12 protein-coding genes are annotated in these 17803 nt (G+C 59.0%); 9 read left to right on the forward strand and 3 right to left on the reverse strand.

The annotated features are described in order from the left end of the window. The first annotated feature begins 1376 nt into the window (after positions 1-1376). The 3 genes from AC1AX7_RS07660 to AC1AX7_RS07670 all read left to right on the forward strand — a co-directional run bounded on the left by AC1AX7_RS07660 (position 1377) and on the right by AC1AX7_RS07670 (position 5397). Positions 1377-2483 carry an ROK family protein gene (locus AC1AX7_RS07660; RefSeq protein ID WP_476509497.1) on the forward strand — a complete coding sequence of 369 codons (1107 nt, stop codon included), beginning with the start codon at positions 1377-1379 and terminating at the stop codon, positions 2481-2483. Between the two features lie 278 nt (positions 2484-2761). After that, on the forward strand, positions 2762-4237 hold the full coding sequence (locus tag AC1AX7_RS07665) for a sugar porter family MFS transporter (RefSeq protein WP_476509498.1): 1476 nt from the start codon (positions 2762-2764) through the stop codon (positions 4235-4237). 182 nt (positions 4238-4419) lie between these two features. Then, the gene (locus AC1AX7_RS07670) at positions 4420-5397 is read left to right on the forward strand and encodes an aldo/keto reductase family protein (RefSeq protein WP_476509499.1); all 978 of its coding nucleotides are present in this window, start codon (positions 4420-4422) and stop codon (positions 5395-5397) included. 111 nt (positions 5398-5508) lie between these two features. Here the strand turns inward: AC1AX7_RS07670 and AC1AX7_RS07675 are convergent, their stop codons facing one another. Further along, positions 5509-6564 (reverse strand): alpha/beta hydrolase, encoded by a 1056-nt coding sequence (locus tag AC1AX7_RS07675; protein ID WP_476509500.1) that lies wholly within the window; start codon positions 6562-6564, stop codon positions 5509-5511. Positions 6565-6958: 394 nt separating this feature from the next. Here AC1AX7_RS07675 and AC1AX7_RS07680 point away from each other — a divergent pair, with 394 nt between their 5' ends. Then, positions 6959-8812 carry an ABC transporter ATP-binding protein gene (locus tag AC1AX7_RS07680; protein WP_476509501.1) on the forward strand — a complete coding sequence of 618 codons (1854 nt, stop codon included), beginning with the start codon at positions 6959-6961 and terminating at the stop codon, positions 8810-8812. A gap of 29 nt (positions 8813-8841) precedes the next feature. Further along, positions 8842-10635, forward strand: coding sequence for an ABC transporter ATP-binding protein (locus AC1AX7_RS07685; RefSeq protein ID WP_476509502.1), 1794 nt, complete (start codon positions 8842-8844; stop codon positions 10633-10635). Positions 10636-10701: 66 nt separating this feature from the next. On the opposite strand, the gene AC1AX7_RS07690 is transcribed toward AC1AX7_RS07685, so the two are convergent. Beyond that, on the reverse strand, positions 10702-11358 hold the full coding sequence (locus AC1AX7_RS07690; protein ID WP_476509503.1) for a YesL family protein: 657 nt from the start codon (positions 11356-11358) through the stop codon (positions 10702-10704). Positions 11359-11394: 36 nt separating this feature from the next. Continuing rightward, complete coding sequence (locus AC1AX7_RS07695) at positions 11395-12492, reverse strand: LacI family DNA-binding transcriptional regulator (protein WP_476509504.1); 1098 nt, start codon at positions 12490-12492, stop codon at positions 11395-11397. Positions 12493-12857: 365 nt separating this feature from the next. On the opposite strand from AC1AX7_RS07695, the gene AC1AX7_RS07700 reads away from it, so the two are divergent. From AC1AX7_RS07700 to AC1AX7_RS07715, 4 genes are all read left to right on the forward strand, one after another. Continuing rightward, entirely contained in the window at positions 12858-14477 is a 1620-nt protein-coding gene (locus tag AC1AX7_RS07700) for a type 2 periplasmic-binding domain-containing protein (protein WP_476509505.1), read from the forward strand. A gap of 85 nt (positions 14478-14562) precedes the next feature. Beyond that, a complete protein-coding gene (locus AC1AX7_RS07705) occupies positions 14563-15534 on the forward strand; it encodes an ABC transporter permease (protein ID WP_476509506.1) in 972 nt (323 codons plus the stop codon). Between the two features lie 30 nt (positions 15535-15564). Further along, entirely contained in the window at positions 15565-16530 is a 966-nt protein-coding gene (locus AC1AX7_RS07710; protein WP_476509507.1) for a carbohydrate ABC transporter permease, read from the forward strand. A gap of 105 nt (positions 16531-16635) precedes the next feature. After that, complete coding sequence (locus AC1AX7_RS07715; protein ID WP_476509508.1) at positions 16636-17748, forward strand: family 43 glycosylhydrolase; 1113 nt, start codon at positions 16636-16638, stop codon at positions 17746-17748. The last annotated feature ends 55 nt before the right edge of the window (positions 17749-17803 follow it).

Raw genomic sequence — 17803 nt, forward strand, 5'->3', positions numbered from 1 at the left:
ACACAATGTGCTGGTGGCACCTACACATTGTGCGTCGCATGCTTACATTGCGCACATTGTGCGTGGATTCGGCGCACAATGTGCGTTGGTTCGGGGCACATTGTGCGTGTGGCGGCCGGTCTGCGCACATTGTGTGGGTGGCACCTACACATTGTGCTGGTGGCACTAACACATTGTGCGTGTGGGATGCGTGGCGTTGGGGTGCGCAGTGCTGGGAAGCATAGTGTGGGAAGCATAGTGTGGGAAGCATAGTGTGGGAAGCATAGTGTGGGATGCCATGGTGTTGGGGCGTGGTGTTGGGGGTGTGGTGTTGGGGCGCAGCGCGGGGTGCGCGGGTGGAATTTGAGCGCGCGGTGCGGGACGCCGTGTGGAACGCTCGGAATGGGATGTGCCGTGTGGCCCCGAGCGGGATGCGCAGGCGGACTGTGCGGTGTGGGACGCGTTTGGTGAAATATGCATGGTGGAATTGATGGAATATGCGCGGTGGAATATATCGAGCGGAATGCATGCAGCGGGACGCGCGCAGTTGGGATGCGCACAGCGGGATTCGTGCCGTGGGAGACCTGGTGTGGGATATATGCGGTGGAGCGCATGCGATGGCGGCTGGCGCTGACGCATTGCGCGGACGGAAGCCACGGAAGCCGCGGAAACCGTGGGTGGAGCGTGCTGCGGCATTCCTTGAAACTGCGTTCGGGAGGCTTCGACGTTCCGTCACATCCTTGATACATATTTTTCAGGAATTTGACAGGAACACGTATCGTTCCTCCAAGTATTAGGCGGTTATATAGGACATGTCAGCAGTTACAGGCTACTGATGAGGTTCATTTGAACCCCATAACTGAACCCTTCTTCTCTCTTCTCTCTCAGCCGGCGGGCCTTCTCTCCCCGCCGGCTTTCTCTTTGATTGGGCGAAGATAGGACGGAAGCCGTGCTTGAGCCGGGCGGGATCCGGATGGTGGGGCGAGCATGATTTGCCCGCCATCCGGGCATATGCTGGGCGTAAGTTGGTATGAGCCGCAATAGGGCGAGGGCATGAGCCGGCTAATTCGGCATGAGCCGGCATGAGTGGATCGCGACTCGAAACATATGGGGCGTGGCGGACCATTGCTTGTTGGAAGAGCGTGCATGAAGCGCGATTCGGGGCATATGAGGCGCGGCCTGCGCGCGGTTCGCGTGCGATGCGTACGCAGTCCGGATGTGGCCATCCGGATGTGGCGATCCGGATGAGGTAATCCGGATACTGCGATCCGGACGCGATTGCGAGAAACGCTTCACCGGCATGGAAAAAATCTGTTAGGATGGTTTACGTATTCAAGGACCGGTGGCTGCACTGGCGCAACGTGCCGGTTCCGCTGGTGAACGATAAGGGGACGGCCATGACTTTTCGCCTTAGCGGCTCCAAAGCGGACCCCTCGGATGTCCGCGCCACCAACCGATTGCTGATGTTCGATCTGCTGTTCCCGGACCGGACCATGTCCCGTGTGGAACTGGGCCGGCAGACGGGTCTGTCGAGAGTGGCCGCGTCGGAGGCCGTGGGCGACATGCTGAACAAGCATGTGCTCCGTGAGATAGGCGTGGATGAGCGCACCGGGCGCGGCAAGCGTGCGGTGATGCTGGCCATCAATCCCGACGTGTGGCGCATCGTCTCGGTGGACCTTTCGCAGCCGTATGTGCTGCGCGGCGCGTTGCTGAACCTGTGCGGGAACATCGTGCTGCGTATGGAGATGCCGCTGGAGGACGAGAACCGGGTGGATCTCGACGACGTATTCGACATGATCCGCAGGCTGCTCGCAAAGGCCGGGGACCACGTTCTGGGAATCGGCGTCGCCGTTCCCGGTGTGGTGACGAAGGAAGGGCGCGTGGTCCAGTCGACGAATCTCGGTTGGTCCGACCTTGAATTGCGTGACATGATCGAAGGCGAATTCGTATTGCGCACGAACGTGTGCAACGAGGTGAGCGTGGCGCTGCTTGCGGAGCGGTTCCTCGGCAACGGCTCGTCCGATTGCATATTCGTGCAGATGTCGCGTGGCGTCGGCTCTGCGGTGCTGGTGAACGACCAGTTGGTGTACGGCACGTCGAACGCGGCCGGCGAAATCGGCCACGCCGTCGTCGATCCGGACGGTCCGCAATGCCCCTGCGGCAAACGTGGATGCCTGGAAACCATGATTTCCGCCGTCCGGCTGCACAAGCTGCTGGAAAGCGAGCCCGAGCGCCGTCGCGAGATCCTCGAGGGTGCCGGTGCGATGCTGGCCACCGCTTTGGCCGTGCCCACCTGCCTGCTGGACATGGGCGACGTCTCCGTATTCGGTCCGGCCGATATCGTCGGCGATACGTTCCTCGACGCGGCGACGCGCCAGCTGGCGGCGCTGACGGATTCGCGCTTCCATCATGCGCCGAAGGTGAGGCGTTGCGAATTGGGCGACGACATCGTGCTGCGCGGGCAGGCCGTTGCGGTGATCCAGGCGCGTGTGGCCCGCCTGTAACGGAAGAGGATTCGTGGACGGTTGAAACGTTTTGTGTAAACGTTTGCTGAAAAATGATTTTTTCGGGAGTGTCGCGCCCTGTCCGACGCTATACTGAATCCACCAAGACGTTGTAGATGGGATTGTTACTCACAACGAGGCAAGACCCGGGACGGCACAGGACGTGCCTCCCGGGTCTTTTTTGTTGCCGCAGTGACGCCGCTCTGCGCCGTCCCCGCGAACTTGCCAGCAAGCCGCTCCCGCATCAGCCATCAACGAGGATAGAAGGACTTTTCACCATGACCGCAGCACAAGGGGCCCGCACCACCTCGGCCACATTGCCGGACGCCGCAGTGGCGGACGCCATCGCATCCGGAACCGCCGCACTGCCGGAGAGCATCGGCTCCAAAACGTCCACGCGCTTCCCGCTCAACAGCGCATTCATCTTCACCTTCGGAGCCCTCGGCGGCATGTTGTTCGGCTTCGACACCGGCATCATCTCCGGCGCCTCCCCGCTCATCGAATCGGACTTCCATCTGTCCGTCGCGCAGACCGGCTTCATCACCTCGTCCGTGCTCATCGGCTCCTGCGTCGGCGCATTGTCCATCGGCTCGCTGTCCGACCGATTCGGCCGCAAGAAGCTGCTGATCGTCTCCGCGCTGCTGTTCCTGCTGGGCTCGGGCATGTGCGCGCTCGCATCCGGCTTCCTCATGATGGTGGTCGCACGTATCCTCCTCGGTCTCGCAGTCGGCGCCGCTTCGGCCCTGACTCCCGCATACTTGGCGGAGCTCGCCCCCAAGGAGCGTCGAGGCTCGCTGTCCACCCTGTTCCAGCTGATGATCACATTCGGCATTCTGCTCGCCTACGCATCGAACCTGGGATTCCTCGGGCAGAACATCGCAGGCATCCGCGACTGGCGTTGGATGCTGGGCTCCGCGCTTATCCCCGCGGCTCTGCTGTTGATCGGCGGCATCCTGCTGCCGGAATCCCCGCGCTACCTGGTCGGCAAGGGGGATGAGCGCAACGCGTTCAAGGTGCTCACCCTGATTCGCAAGGACGTCGACCAGGCGCAGGTCGTCGCCGAACTCGACGAGATCAAGGCCGTCGCCGCGCAGGACACCAAGGGCGGCGTACGCGAACTGTTCCGCATCGCCCGCCCGGCGTTGCTGGCCGCGGTCGGCATCATGCTCTTCCAGCAGCTCGTCGGCATCAACTCGGTGATCTACTTCCTGCCGCAGGTGTTCATCAAAGGCTTCGGATTCCCGGAAAACCAGGCGATCTGGGTGTCGGTGGGCATCGGCGTCGTCAACTTCGTCAGCACCATCATCGCCACGCTGATCATGGACCGTTTCCCGCGCAAGAAGCTGCTCATGTTCGGATCCGTCGTCATGGCCGTATCGTTGGGCGCGCTTGCCGTGCTGAATTTCATGGGCGACGTCGCAGTGCTCGCAGTGCCGACCATGATCCTGATCGCCGTCTACATTCTCGGCTTCGCCGTCTCCTGGGGCCCGATCGCCTGGGTGCTGATCGGTGAGATCTTCCCGCTGAGCGTGCGCGGCATCGGCAGCTCCTTCGGATCGGCCGCCAACTGGCTGGGCAACTTCATCGTCTCCCAGTTCTTCCTGATGCTGCTGGCCGCATTCGGCAACAACGTCGGAGGCCCGTTCGCGATCTTCGGCGTGTTCGCCGCGCTCTCGATCCCGTTCGTGATGCGATTCATCCCCGAAACCAAGGGGAAGTCGTTGGAGCAGATCGAGGCGGAGATGCGCCGCTGATCCAAGACGCGACGTCGCAGGCCGGCCCACGGGGGCCGGCCTTTTGCATGGTATACGGACTCCGCCATGCGTCCGGTTTGACTTCAAGCCCACTTGAGCCTTTAGGGTGTGGAGGAAACATATACGTCGACCGTGAGGTCGTCCGATACCCACTCGGACCCATTGGCAGCAGAGGAAGCATCATGCAATATCGCAACGTAGGCAAAGCCGGCATCAAAGTCAGCGAAATCGCTTTGGGCAGCTGGATGACGCGTCTGGACGACACCGACGCTGTGGAGAACGCGACGGCGATCGCCCGGCGGGCATTCGACTCCGGCGTCAACTTCTTCGACTGCGCCGACGCGTATTCCGGCGGCGACGCGGAACGGTTCCTGGGCCGCATCATCGCCGACCTCCCGCGTGAAGACGTCGTCGTCTCCAGCAAGGTGTTCTTCAAAACCGGCGCCAGCGTCAACGGACAGGGCCTGAGCCGCAAGCACATCTTCAACAATTGCGAACGCAGCCTCGCCAATCTCGGCACGGACTACATCGACCTGTACTACTGCCATCGATTCGACGAACGGACTCCGATGGAGGAGACGCTGCAGGCCCTCAGCGACCTCGTCGACCAGGGGAAGATCCTCTATTACGGCGTTTCGGAGGAATGGAGCGCGGCCCGTCTGGAACGTGCGCAGCGCATCATCTCCGAACGGGGACTCCACCCGCTCAGCGTCATCCAGCCGCAATACCACATGCTGGACCGCTATATCGAACATGAGATCGTGGAGACCTGCGAACGCTACGGCATCGGCATCACGCCGTTCTCCCCGCTCGCCCAAGGCCTGCTCACCGGCAAATACCACAAGAACGCGCCGCTGCCGGAAGGCTCGCGCGCGACATGGCAGGCCGACCGCCAGATCAATGCGCTGCTCACCGACGACAACCTCGACAAGGTGGAACGGCTGAGCGCCGTGGCCGACGGGCTCGGCGTGACCATGCCGGTTTTGGCCCTGGCCTGGATTCTGCGCCTGCCGGCGGTCTCGTCGGTCATCGTCGGCGCCAGCAAGCCAAGCCAGCTGGAAAGCAACCTGGCCGCCAGCGGCGTGACCATACCGGCGGACGCGCTTGCGGAAATCGACGACATTCTGGGATTCCGCCGGTTCGAACGCCACATCGGCTGATCGTCATCGGGTGAACGTCATTGTCTGAGCCACGTCGTCCGAATGGCTGAATGGCTGAACGCCATCGGCTGGGCGCCTGTCACTGGCCGGCGTCCAGCCGATGCGGACGCGCTAGCAGCGTGCGTAGGAGAAGTCGCGGATCCGAGCGAGGGCTTCGCGGCTGGCGTCCAGCCACGGCATGCCGATGACGAACACGTGGCCAAGCGCATCATGGCGTCCGACCTTCGGGTCGAACAGCTCGAAATCGGCGCCCTTGCGCGAAAGCGCGGTCGCCAACGCCAGGTTTTCGGCCTCCAGGAAGTCGTCGCTGCAGGTCACGATGAACAGCGGCGGCAGGTCGACGGAGTCCACCAATCCTTCGATGTTCATGAAGCGCTGCGCGTCCTCCAAGCCGGCGAAGAACTCCTCGCCCAGCATATCCGTCAGCATCCGGCGCTTTCCGGCGTCATACGCGATGCCGCCGCCCGGCACACGTTCCGGCGCGGCAAGGCTATAGACGCCGCACACCGGCGTCGCGCCCGCGAAACGGATGCCGGAAGGCTCGTCGACGCCGAATGCGGCGGCGGCTTCGGCGTTGTTTTCAATCGCCAGCGTCAGCATCGTCAGCGCGCCGCCGGCGGAATCGCCGGTAAGGAAGAAGGCATCCGGATTCACCGGATAATCGCCGATATGATCGCGGATCCAGCGCAATGCGGCCTGAATGTCGGCAAGCTGGCCTTTCAGATCGGCCTGCGGCGCCGGCCGGTAGCTCAATGAGAACACCGCGAATCCCTGCTCGGCCAGATGCACGTTGAAATGGCGATTCAGTTCCTTGTATCCATACGTGAAACCGCCGCCGTGAATATCGATATACACCGGCAGCGTGCGGCCGTAGCGCAGCACTGCGTCATGCGGCAGATACACGTCCAGCAGGTGGCCGCGGCATTGGCCGGTCTCCTTGTCGTATCCGCCGTCCGGCAGATACGGGATATCGGCGATCATGTCGATGCCTTCCGGAATGTGCCATCGCTCGGAGCGGGGCGTATCCGCGGCCACGGATCCCAGCCGGGATCGCAGGATCGCCGCGGCGCGTTCCTGCGGCAGGCCCGCAAGGTCGCCGTCGATCTCGCTCCATGCCTCGGCCGCCTTGATCTGTTCCTCCGATAGCTGATGCGGATACGTCTTCATCGTCGTCCTTTCATTGTCGATGCATGCTCGTTGACAGATGTTTCCATGCGCAGCCCGCCGCAAGGACGAGTGCAGCGCTTGACTGTGTGTCATGCATGTGTTCATGACACACATTAATCCGCTTTTCCCCAGTCCGCGCAATGCTTTTGACGAATGGCGGACAGTTTTCGCAACACGCCATACAGTCCACTTGCATCCCATACCGTTTCGCATAAAATGAACCCCGTTTGCGAATCCGAACAGGGGTTTCGGCCGGCGAAAGAGAACGCCGGTAACGGGACGCTCGAACACACGACGGACGTGAATCGTGACGGCAACGAATGGCCGTAACACAGCGAAAAAACAAACCCAGCCAGCAAACAATCACCAAGGAACGAGAGGGTTCCCCAGAACCATGTATGTCGATCCGAACCGTAATAAGGACAAAGGCAATCTCAGATGGATCATGCCCTACTGCAAACCCGACCTGCCGCGAATCCTCGGCTCGATCGTGCTGTTCTGCGTGAACAACACGATGGCCCTGATCATTCCGCTGCTTTCCGGCCTCATCGTCGACCGCGTCATCATGCAGGGGCATGTCGACGAGCTCGGCCGCCTGTGCACGATGATGATCGTGTTCACCATAGTGCGCGTCGCCTCACGCTACGGCTACCAGATGTGGATGGAACGCTTCGGCCAGAACTCCGTCTACCGTCTCGTCAGCGACGAATACGAAAAACTGCACGAGCTTGACTTCACCTACTTCAACCACACGCGCACCGGCGACATCATGAGCCGGATGACGTCCGACACCGACGCCATCCGTCATGCGTTGAGCTGGGTGAGCTACCAGGTGCTCGACTGCGTCGTCATGTTCATCGGCGCGCTGTGCGTCATGTTCGCCATCGACTGGCGGCTGGCCCTGGCGCTCGCCTGCGTGACGCCGTTCCTGTTCCTGCTGACCAGAGGCCTGTCCACGCATGCGCATCCGCTGTTCTACGCGATCCGCAACTCCCTCGCTTCGCTCAACTCCATGGTGGAGGAGAACATCGAAGGCAACCGCGTCGTCAAGGCCTTCGTGCGCGAAGACCACGAAACCGAAAAATTCGACGAACGCAACGACGACTACATGCAGCGCAACATGGCCCTGGCCTACAATTCCCGCCGCTACATGCCATGGCTGGACGGCCTGGGATTCTCGCTGCAGCTGATCACGCTCGGACTCGGCGGCTTCCTCGTCATCCGCGGCGACATGACGCTCGGCAACCTCGTCAGCTTCAACTCCTTCCTGTGGATGATCGACGGCCCGGTGCGCCAATCCGGCTGGCTGATCAACGATTGGCAGCGCTTCAACGCGTCCTGCATCAAGATCCGCAAGCTGCTCACCGCCGAATCCCGCATCCAGGAGAAGCCCGACGCGGAAGCCTCCGTCAAGCAGGCCGTCTCCATCGCCAGCCAGGTCGGCGGCTCCCATCCGGCGGCCCCCGACCGCATCAGCGGCGAAATCCGCTTCGACCACGTCAGCTTCGCATTCCCCGACGATCCGGAAACGCCGATCCTGAAAGATCTCGACTTCTTCATACCGGCAGGCGGCAAACTCGGCATCCTCGGCGAGACCGGCGCAGGTAAATCCACACTGGTCAACCTGATCTCCCGCTTCTACGATCCGACGGTCGGCCACGTGCTCATCGACGGCATCGACGCGCGCGACTGGCCGCTGTCCACGCTGCGCTCGCAGGTGTGCGTCGTCGCGCAGGACACCTTCCTGTTCTCCGACACCATCGGCGGCAATATCGGATTCGGCGCGGGCGAACAGGCCGGCCGCGACGAAAACTACATTCGCCGCATGGCCGCCATCGCAGGCGCCGACAACTTCATCCGCGCAATGCCGCAAGGCTACGACACGGTCGTCGGCGAACGCGGCGTCGGCCTGTCGGGCGGCCAGAAGCAGCGCCTCAGCCTCGCCCGCGCGCTTGCCGACGATCCGTCGATCCTCATCATGGATGACACGACGAGCGCCGTCGACATGGAAACCGAAGCGGAGATCCAAAAGCATCTGCGCGAAATGGACGACAACAAAACCATCGTCACCATCGCCCATCGCATTTCCTCGATCAAGGACGCCGATCTGATCCTTGTCCTGGAGCACGGGCGCATCGTGGAACGCGGCACGCATGAGGGTCTCGTCGCGGCCCATGGGCGGTATTGGGAGATATACCGCAAGCAGCTCGGCCTGCAGTCCGGCTGCTCGCAGGGATTCGAAGAGTAGGCGACGGCACGAGGAAAGGAGGAGCCATCATGGCACAACGCAATACCTACCGTGAAGACGAAGAGCTTGAAGAGCAGATCAACTTTCATGACATCATCCGCATCGGCGCATATCTGAAGCCATACACGAGCCGCGTGCTGCGCATCCTCGCCGTGGTCGTGACGATGAGCTGCATCGCCGTCAGCGTGCCGTATCTGACCAAGATCATGATCGATGAGGCGATTCCGAACAAGGATCTGGGCCAGCTGGGCATGCTCGCCGGCATCCTCGCCATGCTGATCGTGATCTACGAGCTCGGCCTGCGCTACCGTACCGTGGCCATCACGCGCGTCGGCCAGCTGATGCTCAAGGACATGCGCCGCGACATCTTCACGCATATCCAGACGCTGCCGTTCAGCTATTTCGATTCGCGCCCGCACGGCAAGATCCTCATCCGCGTGGTCAATTACGTGAACACGCTGTCCGATACGCTGTCGTCCGGCCTGATCAACGTGATCTCCGACGTGTTCACGTTCTTCATCACGCTGATCGTGATGTTCGTCATCGACTGGCGACTGGCCTTGTGGAGCCTTATCCTGTTCCCGGTCCTGATCGTATGGGTGAGCGTGCTCAAGGTGTTCCAGCGCCGTGCGTATCAGAAGCTGTCGAATAAGCAGAGCAACCTCAACGCCTACATCCACGAGTCGATCGCCGGCGTGAAGACCACGCAGACCTTCGCGCAGGAGCAGACGCAGTTCAGGACCTTCCAGGAGCAGCAGGGCGAAGTGCGCTCCGCCTGGATGAAGGCCGTGCACGTGCAGTTCCTGATGTGGCCGGGCGTGCAGACCATTTCCGTGATGACGATTTCACTGATCTATCTGGTGGGCGTCACCGGCCTGGCCGGCGTCAGCGTGACCACCGGCGTGCTGATCGCATTCATCGGATACGCGAATAATTTCTGGAATCCCGTCATCAACATCGGCAACTTCTACAACCAGCTCATCACCTGCTCCGCCTATCTGGAACGCATTTTCGAAACGCTTGACGTCAAGCCTGAAATCGAAAACCGCAAGGGCGCGGCCGACCTGCCGCAGATCCGCGGCAAGGTCGACTTCAACGACGTGGTGTTCCGCTATGAGGAAGGCGGCCGCAACATCCTCAACCTGGTCGACCTGCATGTCGAACCGGGCCGCACGGTCGCTCTGGTCGGCCCGACGGGCGCCGGCAAGACGACGATCATCAACCTGCTGTCGCGTTTCTACGACGTGGCGGAAGGCTCGGTGACGATCGACGGCTACGACGTGCGCGACGTGACGCTGGAATCGCTGCGCCGCCAGATGGGTGTGATGCTGCAGGACACGTTCATCTTCTCCGGCAATATTCGCGACAACATCCGCTACGGCAAGCTGGATGCCACCGACGAGGAAATCGAGGCCGCGGCGAAGACCGTGCACGCGCATGAATTCATCATGGAACTGCCCAACGGCTACGACACCGTGGTGGAGGAGCGCGGCTCGACCTTGTCCGCAGGCCAGCGTCAGCTCATCGCCTTCGCGCGCGTGCTGCTCGCCGATCCGCGCATCCTGATCCTGGACGAGGCGACGTCGAATATCGATACGCGAACGGAAGAGGCGTTGCAGGCCGGCCTTGCCGAACTGCTCAAGGGCCGCACGTCCTTCATCATCGCCCATCGTCTGTCCACCATCGAGAATGCGGATGAGATCTGCTACATCGACCATGGGCAGATCGTCGAGCATGGCAACCATGCCGAATTGCTGGCGTTGAAGGGCGCATACTATCGCCTGTACGAATCGCAGTACGCGATGATCAAGGCGGGGCAGTAGCGGCAGCCGTGTGATATGGCTGGCGTCTGCCCCGGTCGGGATAGACGCCAGCCATATTCTTACTGATTATGCCGACTGACGCGGTTCAAGCACATGTATGTCCATGCCGGGGATCCTTCCCCATGAATATATGGCCGACATCACGGCGAAAATCGGCAGGGATGGGCCGAATGCCATAAACAGTCCCGGCCAGACCGCATATGCCCATACTGTGACGACGAAAAGCAGAAGTATCATGAAGGAACACCAGGGGCGTGCGATCACCATGGACAGCGATGTCTTCAACGTCCATAGCGGCCTTTCATCAAAATTCGTATGAATCGCCCAGCTGACGAATACGAACAGCCCATATAGGAGGTTAAGCAGCAGCAGCACACCGGAAACCGCGATGCCGGTAACGCCCATGTCGTTGTTCTGCACAAGCCAGTATTCCCAGATCAGGAATCCCCAGACAACGAATTGCGGCCAGCCGAAGGCGTTGGCGCTGCGCAGTTCGGATTTCCACGCCTTGTGGAAGACCGTCCATGTCTGTTTGATGGTCCAGGAACGGTCGTGCACGTCGAGGAACCAGGTCCGGTAGGTGGCATACGCGGCTGCTATGGATGGAAACGTTCCGGCCACGATCAGGCCTGCCGCCGTATGCAGGATGAACGCCACGTGGACGGTCAGAATCATCATTATCATGCGGCAGAGGTATTCATAGCCGAGAGCAATGCGTTTCATGAGTCTCCTTGTCGGTTGTGTGACGGCAGATCGGATTTATCGCCCTGTGGGCGCTGCCTGTTGACGGCTGCGCGTGGTGAATCCGGTGGAGGCGGTCCGTCCCATCGTGGATTCTCGTCTGAGCAGCTGGAATCCGACGATGATTCGTTTGGGAAGATGCTCGACATGGATGTCGTCTGTCCGCTCGATCTGCTCGTGCATCATATGCACCGCGGTCTGGGCCATGCTGGTGAAATCCACGGCGATAGTGGTCAGCGTCGGGGTGGTGTAGCTGCCGCTGGCGATTCCATCAAAGCCGGTGACCGCGACGTCGTCCGGCACGTTGACCCCGCATTCGGCGAGGCCTCGCATGACACCAAGCGCGAGTTCGTCGTTCATGCAGCATAAGGCGTCATATGGCAGCCCTCTGTCCACCAAGGTGTGGGCTGTCGCGATTCCGGCGTTGAGCCCCCAATCCGAAGGCACCTTCGTATGGGAATCGGCGAGCCCATAGGCGTGCAGCGCTTGATACGCGAAGTCGAAGCGATTCTGGCGCAGTGTGGCGGATAAGGTGTGTTCCATGCATGCGGCATCGTATGTACCGACCACTCCGATGCGGGTGCGTCCGCACTCCTCGACCAGATGTTTGATCGCAGCACGCATGCCGCTTTGGCTCGGGGTTTCGATGGAGTCGTAATAAGCGTTTTCCGACTCGCTCATGTCGTCAAACATCAGCACCGGGTATCGACCGGCCGTGGCGTGGACCTCTTTGCCTGTGTTTCGTGTGGAGCAAATGAACAGCCCGTCGCACAACGATGTGTTCATTTGCCTGATCTGCTCCAGTTCCTTGTATTTGTCGTACTGCGATATCTGCACGATGAGGTGGTTGTCCTCCGCAAGCAGGGCCGCGGAAAGCGAATTGGCGAGTTTCGCGTAATACTGGTTCTCGAGATCCGGAACGATCATGGTGAAAATACCGGACCGGCCTGAACGCAGAGCCCTTGCCGACAGGTTGGTGCGGTAATTGAGCTTTGCCGCGGAGGATAGGACTTTTTTGGCGGTGTCCGGCTTGACGATATCCATGCCGCGCAGCGCCGCCGAAGCCGTCGACACGGAGACGCCCGCTTCCGCGGCCACCTGTTTAAGCGTTACCATAAACACCTTCTCCTATGAGGATGTTATTGCAAACATGCAGGCATTATCACTGCTGGAACCTCATTATATCGTAAGCAAATCGAATCGTTGCGAATCCATGTTTGGTAACTGAGTGAAGTATGTTGTGAGTGGTATCCATTTATGCTTTAAACGGCTTGATTTCGGCGCGTGTCTTGATGATTTGACTTTTTTTTTATTTTGCTCAATAATCGAATCGTTGCGATTTTTCAATGAAGAAATCGCAGAAGGTGTCGGAGAGCCGAGGCGAATGTATGCATGTTAGCGTAAACAGACATACTGCCATACTTCGTTGCAACGCAGCAGCTCTTTGATGCTCATAAGGGGTCACAGAAAGGAACAATGGGATGACTCGTAAAAAAGCATCGGTACGAGCCCTTGCGGCCGCAGCTTCTCTTGCCATGATCGCGACCGCTTTGTCCGCTTGTGGATCGGATGAGGCGGCGACCGACGAAAACGGCAAGCCGATCGTAACCGTGCTGGTGGTGAAGAATTCCAATCAGACTCCGATGTCGGACATGACCTGGGCGAAAGAGCTTGAAGCGGACTGCGATTGCTCGATCGAATGGAAGGAAGTCTCCGACGATCAGTGGAGCCAGCAGAAGAACGCCTCCCTGGCTGCAGGCGATATCGCGGACCTCAATATCCGCGCTTTCAATCCGGATGACGCCTCGCGTAATCCCTCTGCCTTCGAGGTGTTGGGCGATGATCTGGACAGCCTGCCGAACGTCAAGCAGTTCTTCGAAGAACAGCCCACTGCGGAGAAATTCGTGACGGTCGATGGCAAGGTCACCGTTCTGCCCTCCAGCCGTACCTCCGGATTCATGTCGTCTGGGCAGCATTTCCTTATCAACAAGACCTGGCTGGACAAGTTGGGTCTGGAAGCCCCGACCACTTGGGATGAGATGCGCACTGTGATGGAGGCGTTTAAGACCCAGGATCCGAACGGCAACGGACAGGCGGATGAAATCGCCTTCAATCCGCGTGAGCTGGTCACGGCCAAGATCGGTGATTGGTGGAACCCGTTCCTGATGATGAATGCGACCGGTATCGCGACTCATTTCAATTCCGGTCCGTCCCAGACCGGCATCTACGTCAAGGATGGAACGGTCGGAAACTGGATGCAGACCGACGAATTCCGACAGGTGATTGAGTTCTATTACGAGATGGTGGAGAACGGTTGGGCTCCGTCCGATTGGGTCACCATCAAGGACGACAAGTATAACGCACGCAACCAGTCCGACGGCAAGACGGCTCAGGTCGGCATGGTATTCGGCTGGGATGAGTCGGCGTTCGGTGCATACGGCTCCGAGCTGGCCAGCCAGTATGAGGCCATCCCGATTCCGTCCGCGGATGGTGTGTCCGCTGATGAGACGGTATGGGACGGTTCCTTGGAAGCGAATCGCTTCGAGGACTACCACATGGCGATGTCCGCGAATGCCAAGAACAAGGAAGCCTGCCTGAAGGTCATCGATCTGCTGTATTCGGAGAAATACTCCATCCAGCAGCTGTACGGTTCCATGACGGACGGCTACGTCGAACAGACCGGAGAACATTCCTATAAGGTCACGGACAAGTTCCACGCGGCTCAGGATGAGCTGAAGGTGCCTGCGCTGGAAGACCGTCTTGCGGGTTGGATTTCCGATGACGTCACCGTTGAAGGCGATCGCGGCATGGACCATGTGGCTGCCGCCGATAAGCCGTACGCGGATCAGTATGACAATTACGACCATGAAAAGGATTTGATGCCGATTTATGTGCGTGTCAGCGAGGCCGACCAGAACACGATCGCTAACAACAACACCGCATTGTTCAATTATGCGATTCCGGTCGTGTCCAAGTGGCTGGCGCAAGGTGGCGCGGAAGATGACGCTCAATGGAATGAGTTCCAGGAGAACCTGAAGAAGTACAACATCGAGCAGAACACTGAAATCTGGCAGAAGGCGTACGACAAGTACGTGAAGTAATCCAGACGCCCTCGGTCGCCGACCCGGAATCGGTGTCGGCGACCGTGTATATCCGGCCAGGTCATAGACGACAAGGGAGTTTCAAGTGGCAAGGAAAAGTGCGGTTGCCGTTACGGATGAGCGCGGTGTAGTCGATAACAATGCGGTTCGTCGTGCATGGCCGCTGTCGAAGCGGTTGGGGTGGCATTTCAAGCGATACTGGCAGCTGTGGCTGATGGCTCTGCCGGCTATGGCGTTCGTTGGCCTGTTTGCATATGTGCCGATGTATGGCATTCAGCTGGCTTTCCGTGAATTTGTTCCGGCGAAAGGTCTGACCGGCGGCAAATGGGTCGGTTTCCAATATTTTGAACAGTTCTTCACCTCGCCGATGTTCGCGTCGACGATGATCAATGCCTTCAAGATCAGCTTCGGAACACTGGTTTTGGGCTTTTTGGCGCCGATTGTGCTGGCTCTCCTGGTGAACCAGATCGGGTCCAAGCGCATCAAAGGCTTCGTCCAGACGATTACCTACATGCCGCATTTCATCTCCACTGTGGTCATCGTGGCGATGCTGAACATTTTCCTGACGCCTGAGACGGGTTTGATCGGGCGTTTCCTGGGTAGTCAGAGCGTTCTGGACAATCCGGACGCGATCGCTCCGATCTATTGGATTTCAGAGGTCTGGCAGCATTGTGGTTGGAACGCCATCATCTATCTCGCGGCGCTATCATCCGTGGACCTGAGCCTGTATGAGGCGGCGAAGATGGACGGGGCCGGGCGTCTGCAGCTGATTCGTTACGTGGATTTGCCCGCGATCATGCCCACCTGCGTGATTCTGCTCATCATGAACATGGGGTCGGTCCTGAATGTGGGCTTCGAAAAGGTATGGCTGATGCAGAACGCCATGAACATGCCTGGGTCCGAAGTCATCTCGACATACACCTTCAAAATCGGCATTCAATCGTTCCAATTCAGCTACGGCACAGCCATCGGCCTGTTCAATACTGTCATCAACTTTGTGTTCCTGATACTCGCCAATTGGATTTCCAAGCGTGTGTCCGACACGAGCATCTTCTGATGCATCTCGATCGATTGGAAGGGAATCATCATGAGTGACGTTGCAAGTCTTTCGCCGTCCGTCGCGCCCAAGACGGATTCTTCGGAAATACCGTGGAACAAGCATATGCATCAGCGGAAAAGCTTTGGCGATTGGACCGTGGACATCATCATCGCACTGTTCGTGGTCGTGATAGTCGCGGTCGTGATTTATCCGTTGTGGTTCGTGGTCGTCGCCTCGTTCTCGGATCAGACGGCGGTGTCGGCCGGCGAAGTCACTGTCTGGCCCAAAGGGTTCACCTTGGCCGGATATATGCGCGTGTTCCAGGATTCGCGTATTTGGACAGGCTACACCAATACCATCATCTATAGTGTGGTCGGCACCATCCTGAACCTTGTCGTGACGCTTCCCGCTGCGTTTGCCTTGGCTCGGTTGGAGTTCAAGCCGCGTCGTACGCTGCTGTTCCTGTTCACATTCACCATGTATTTCGCCGGCGGCTTGGTGCCGAACTATCTGCTGTACAAGGATCTGAACCTGCTGGACAACCCGTTGGTGTTCATCCTCCCGGGAGCTGTGAGTGTCTGGAATCTCATCATCGCACGCTCCTTCTTCGAAACGTCCATTCCCGAAGACCTGCATGATGCCGCGCAGATCGACGGTCTGAGCTATTTCGGGTATTTCGTGAAAATAGTCATTCCGTTAAGCTCCGCAATCATCGCGGTGATTGGCCTGTATTACTTTGTAGGACATTGGAATGACTACTTCACTGGTTTGATCTACATCAGGGAAAGCGGACTGCAGCCGCTGCAGAATGTGCTGCGCGACATCCTGTTGGCGAACCAGACCAGTCAGCTCGGGTCTGGCTCCGGTGGCCAGAACGTCATGGAACAGCAGCAGCTGGCCGATCAGATCAAGTACGGTGTCATCATCGTCTCCACTCTGCCGTTGCTGGTTCTGTATCCGTTCCTTCAGAAGTATTTCAACAAGGGCGTTATGATCGGCGCCGTGAAGGGCTGATGCCTGGTCGGTGACTGATGTGCAACACAGGATATGGCCCATGCGCGTCCGATGGCCGGCATGGTATGGGCCATATCCGTTGAAGTCTTATCGGAAGTGAGTGCGATGATGCCTCGAAATGAATACCGTCTGCGCATGCATGACTTCATGCTGCATGATCCATACGTGTTGGCGGATAAAACAACGGGCTTGTATTACCTGTACAACGCTAATTACGGACAATACACGTCTGCGGAATTCGGACATGGCAAGTCAGTGGTGCTTTACGTCAGCCCGGATCTCGTTCATTTTTCCGAGCCGGCCAACGTCTTTGACTTGGAAATGATTCCCGAAGATGCATGGTATGACGACTGTGATTGCCCATGGGCTCCTGAAGTTCACGAATGGAACGGTCGTTTTTGGATGTTCATGACGCTTCATGCCAAGCGTCCAAGACCAGTGCATCCTATTGACGGTCCGCAGTGGTATAAGGATGAGAAATGGATTTCGGAACGTCGCGGCATGGTCGTAGCCGTCGCCGACGCTCCGTCCGGGCCGTTCACCGTGGTGAACCCGAGTCATTCGATCACCGCGGAAGATGATATGACATTGGATGGCACGTTGGCATATGATCGCGATGGGATGCCTTGGATGGTCTATGCCCATGAATGGGTGCAGATTTTCGATGGCACGATGGAGGCGGTCAGGCTGGATCCCCACGATGTTTCGCGATCCGTCGGGCAGCCGGTGCATCTATGGGATGCCAGCGAAGGCCTGTGGCACAAAGACGATGGCGAAGCGCCGGTCGGTGGGTGGCATCGTAATTTCTCCACGCCGCAGGCGGACGGTCTGATTCGTCACGGACAAGGTGGTTACGTTACTGACGGCCCATATGTGCTTGCAACCCCATCCGGCTCGTTGCTGAGTCTGTGGACGTCATATAGTGGCGGCGAATATGTGCTTTCCCAAGCGATTAGCGAATCCGGCGAAATGTGCGGACCGTGGCGTCAGCTACCGCCTCTTGACCGGAACGATGCCGGGCACGCGATGATTTTCCGTTCCTTCGAAGGAACGCCGCTGCTGATCATGCATACCAATATGACCCGTCGTGACCAGAACGACCGGCCTTTGGTTTCGCATGGCGTCATCTATGAGATCGAAATCACCGACGACGGCTTTGTATTGGGGCGGCATCGTTCCGATTTGGACGGCATCGTTGATCCCTCCATGGACTGCTGAGTCATTCGGCGCGCAATCCGTGATCAGACAGAAACCCGCTGTTTCAGGCGGCGGC

It is taken from the genome of Bifidobacterium sp. LH_449, from assembly GCF_056356755.1.

What these genes read in the sequence shown, in the direction of transcription:
- AC1AX7_RS07700 (WP_476509505.1), top strand. Translation starts at nt 12,858, where the DNA reads ATGACTCGTAAAAAAGCATCGGTACGAGCCCTTGCGGCCGCAGCTTCT.
- AC1AX7_RS07660 (WP_476509497.1), top strand. Translation starts at nt 1,377, where the DNA reads ATGACTTTTCGCCTTAGCGGCTCCAAAGCGGACCCCTCGGATGTCCGC.
- AC1AX7_RS07670 (WP_476509499.1), top strand. Translation starts at nt 4,420, where the DNA reads ATGCAATATCGCAACGTAGGCAAAGCCGGCATCAAAGTCAGCGAAATC.
- AC1AX7_RS07715 (WP_476509508.1), top strand. Translation starts at nt 16,636, where the DNA reads ATGATGCCTCGAAATGAATACCGTCTGCGCATGCATGACTTCATGCTG.
- AC1AX7_RS07665 (WP_476509498.1), top strand. Translation starts at nt 2,762, where the DNA reads ATGACCGCAGCACAAGGGGCCCGCACCACCTCGGCCACATTGCCGGAC.
- AC1AX7_RS07675 (WP_476509500.1), bottom strand. Translation starts at nt 6,564, where the DNA reads ATGAAGACGTATCCGCATCAGCTATCGGAGGAACAGATCAAGGCGGCC.
- AC1AX7_RS07710 (WP_476509507.1), top strand. Translation starts at nt 15,565, where the DNA reads ATGAGTGACGTTGCAAGTCTTTCGCCGTCCGTCGCGCCCAAGACGGAT.
- AC1AX7_RS07680 (WP_476509501.1), top strand. Translation starts at nt 6,959, where the DNA reads ATGTATGTCGATCCGAACCGTAATAAGGACAAAGGCAATCTCAGATGG.
- AC1AX7_RS07685 (WP_476509502.1), top strand. Translation starts at nt 8,842, where the DNA reads ATGGCACAACGCAATACCTACCGTGAAGACGAAGAGCTTGAAGAGCAG.
- AC1AX7_RS07690 (WP_476509503.1), bottom strand. Translation starts at nt 11,358, where the DNA reads ATGAAACGCATTGCTCTCGGCTATGAATACCTCTGCCGCATGATAATG.
- AC1AX7_RS07695 (WP_476509504.1), bottom strand. Translation starts at nt 12,492, where the DNA reads ATGGTAACGCTTAAACAGGTGGCCGCGGAAGCGGGCGTCTCCGTGTCG.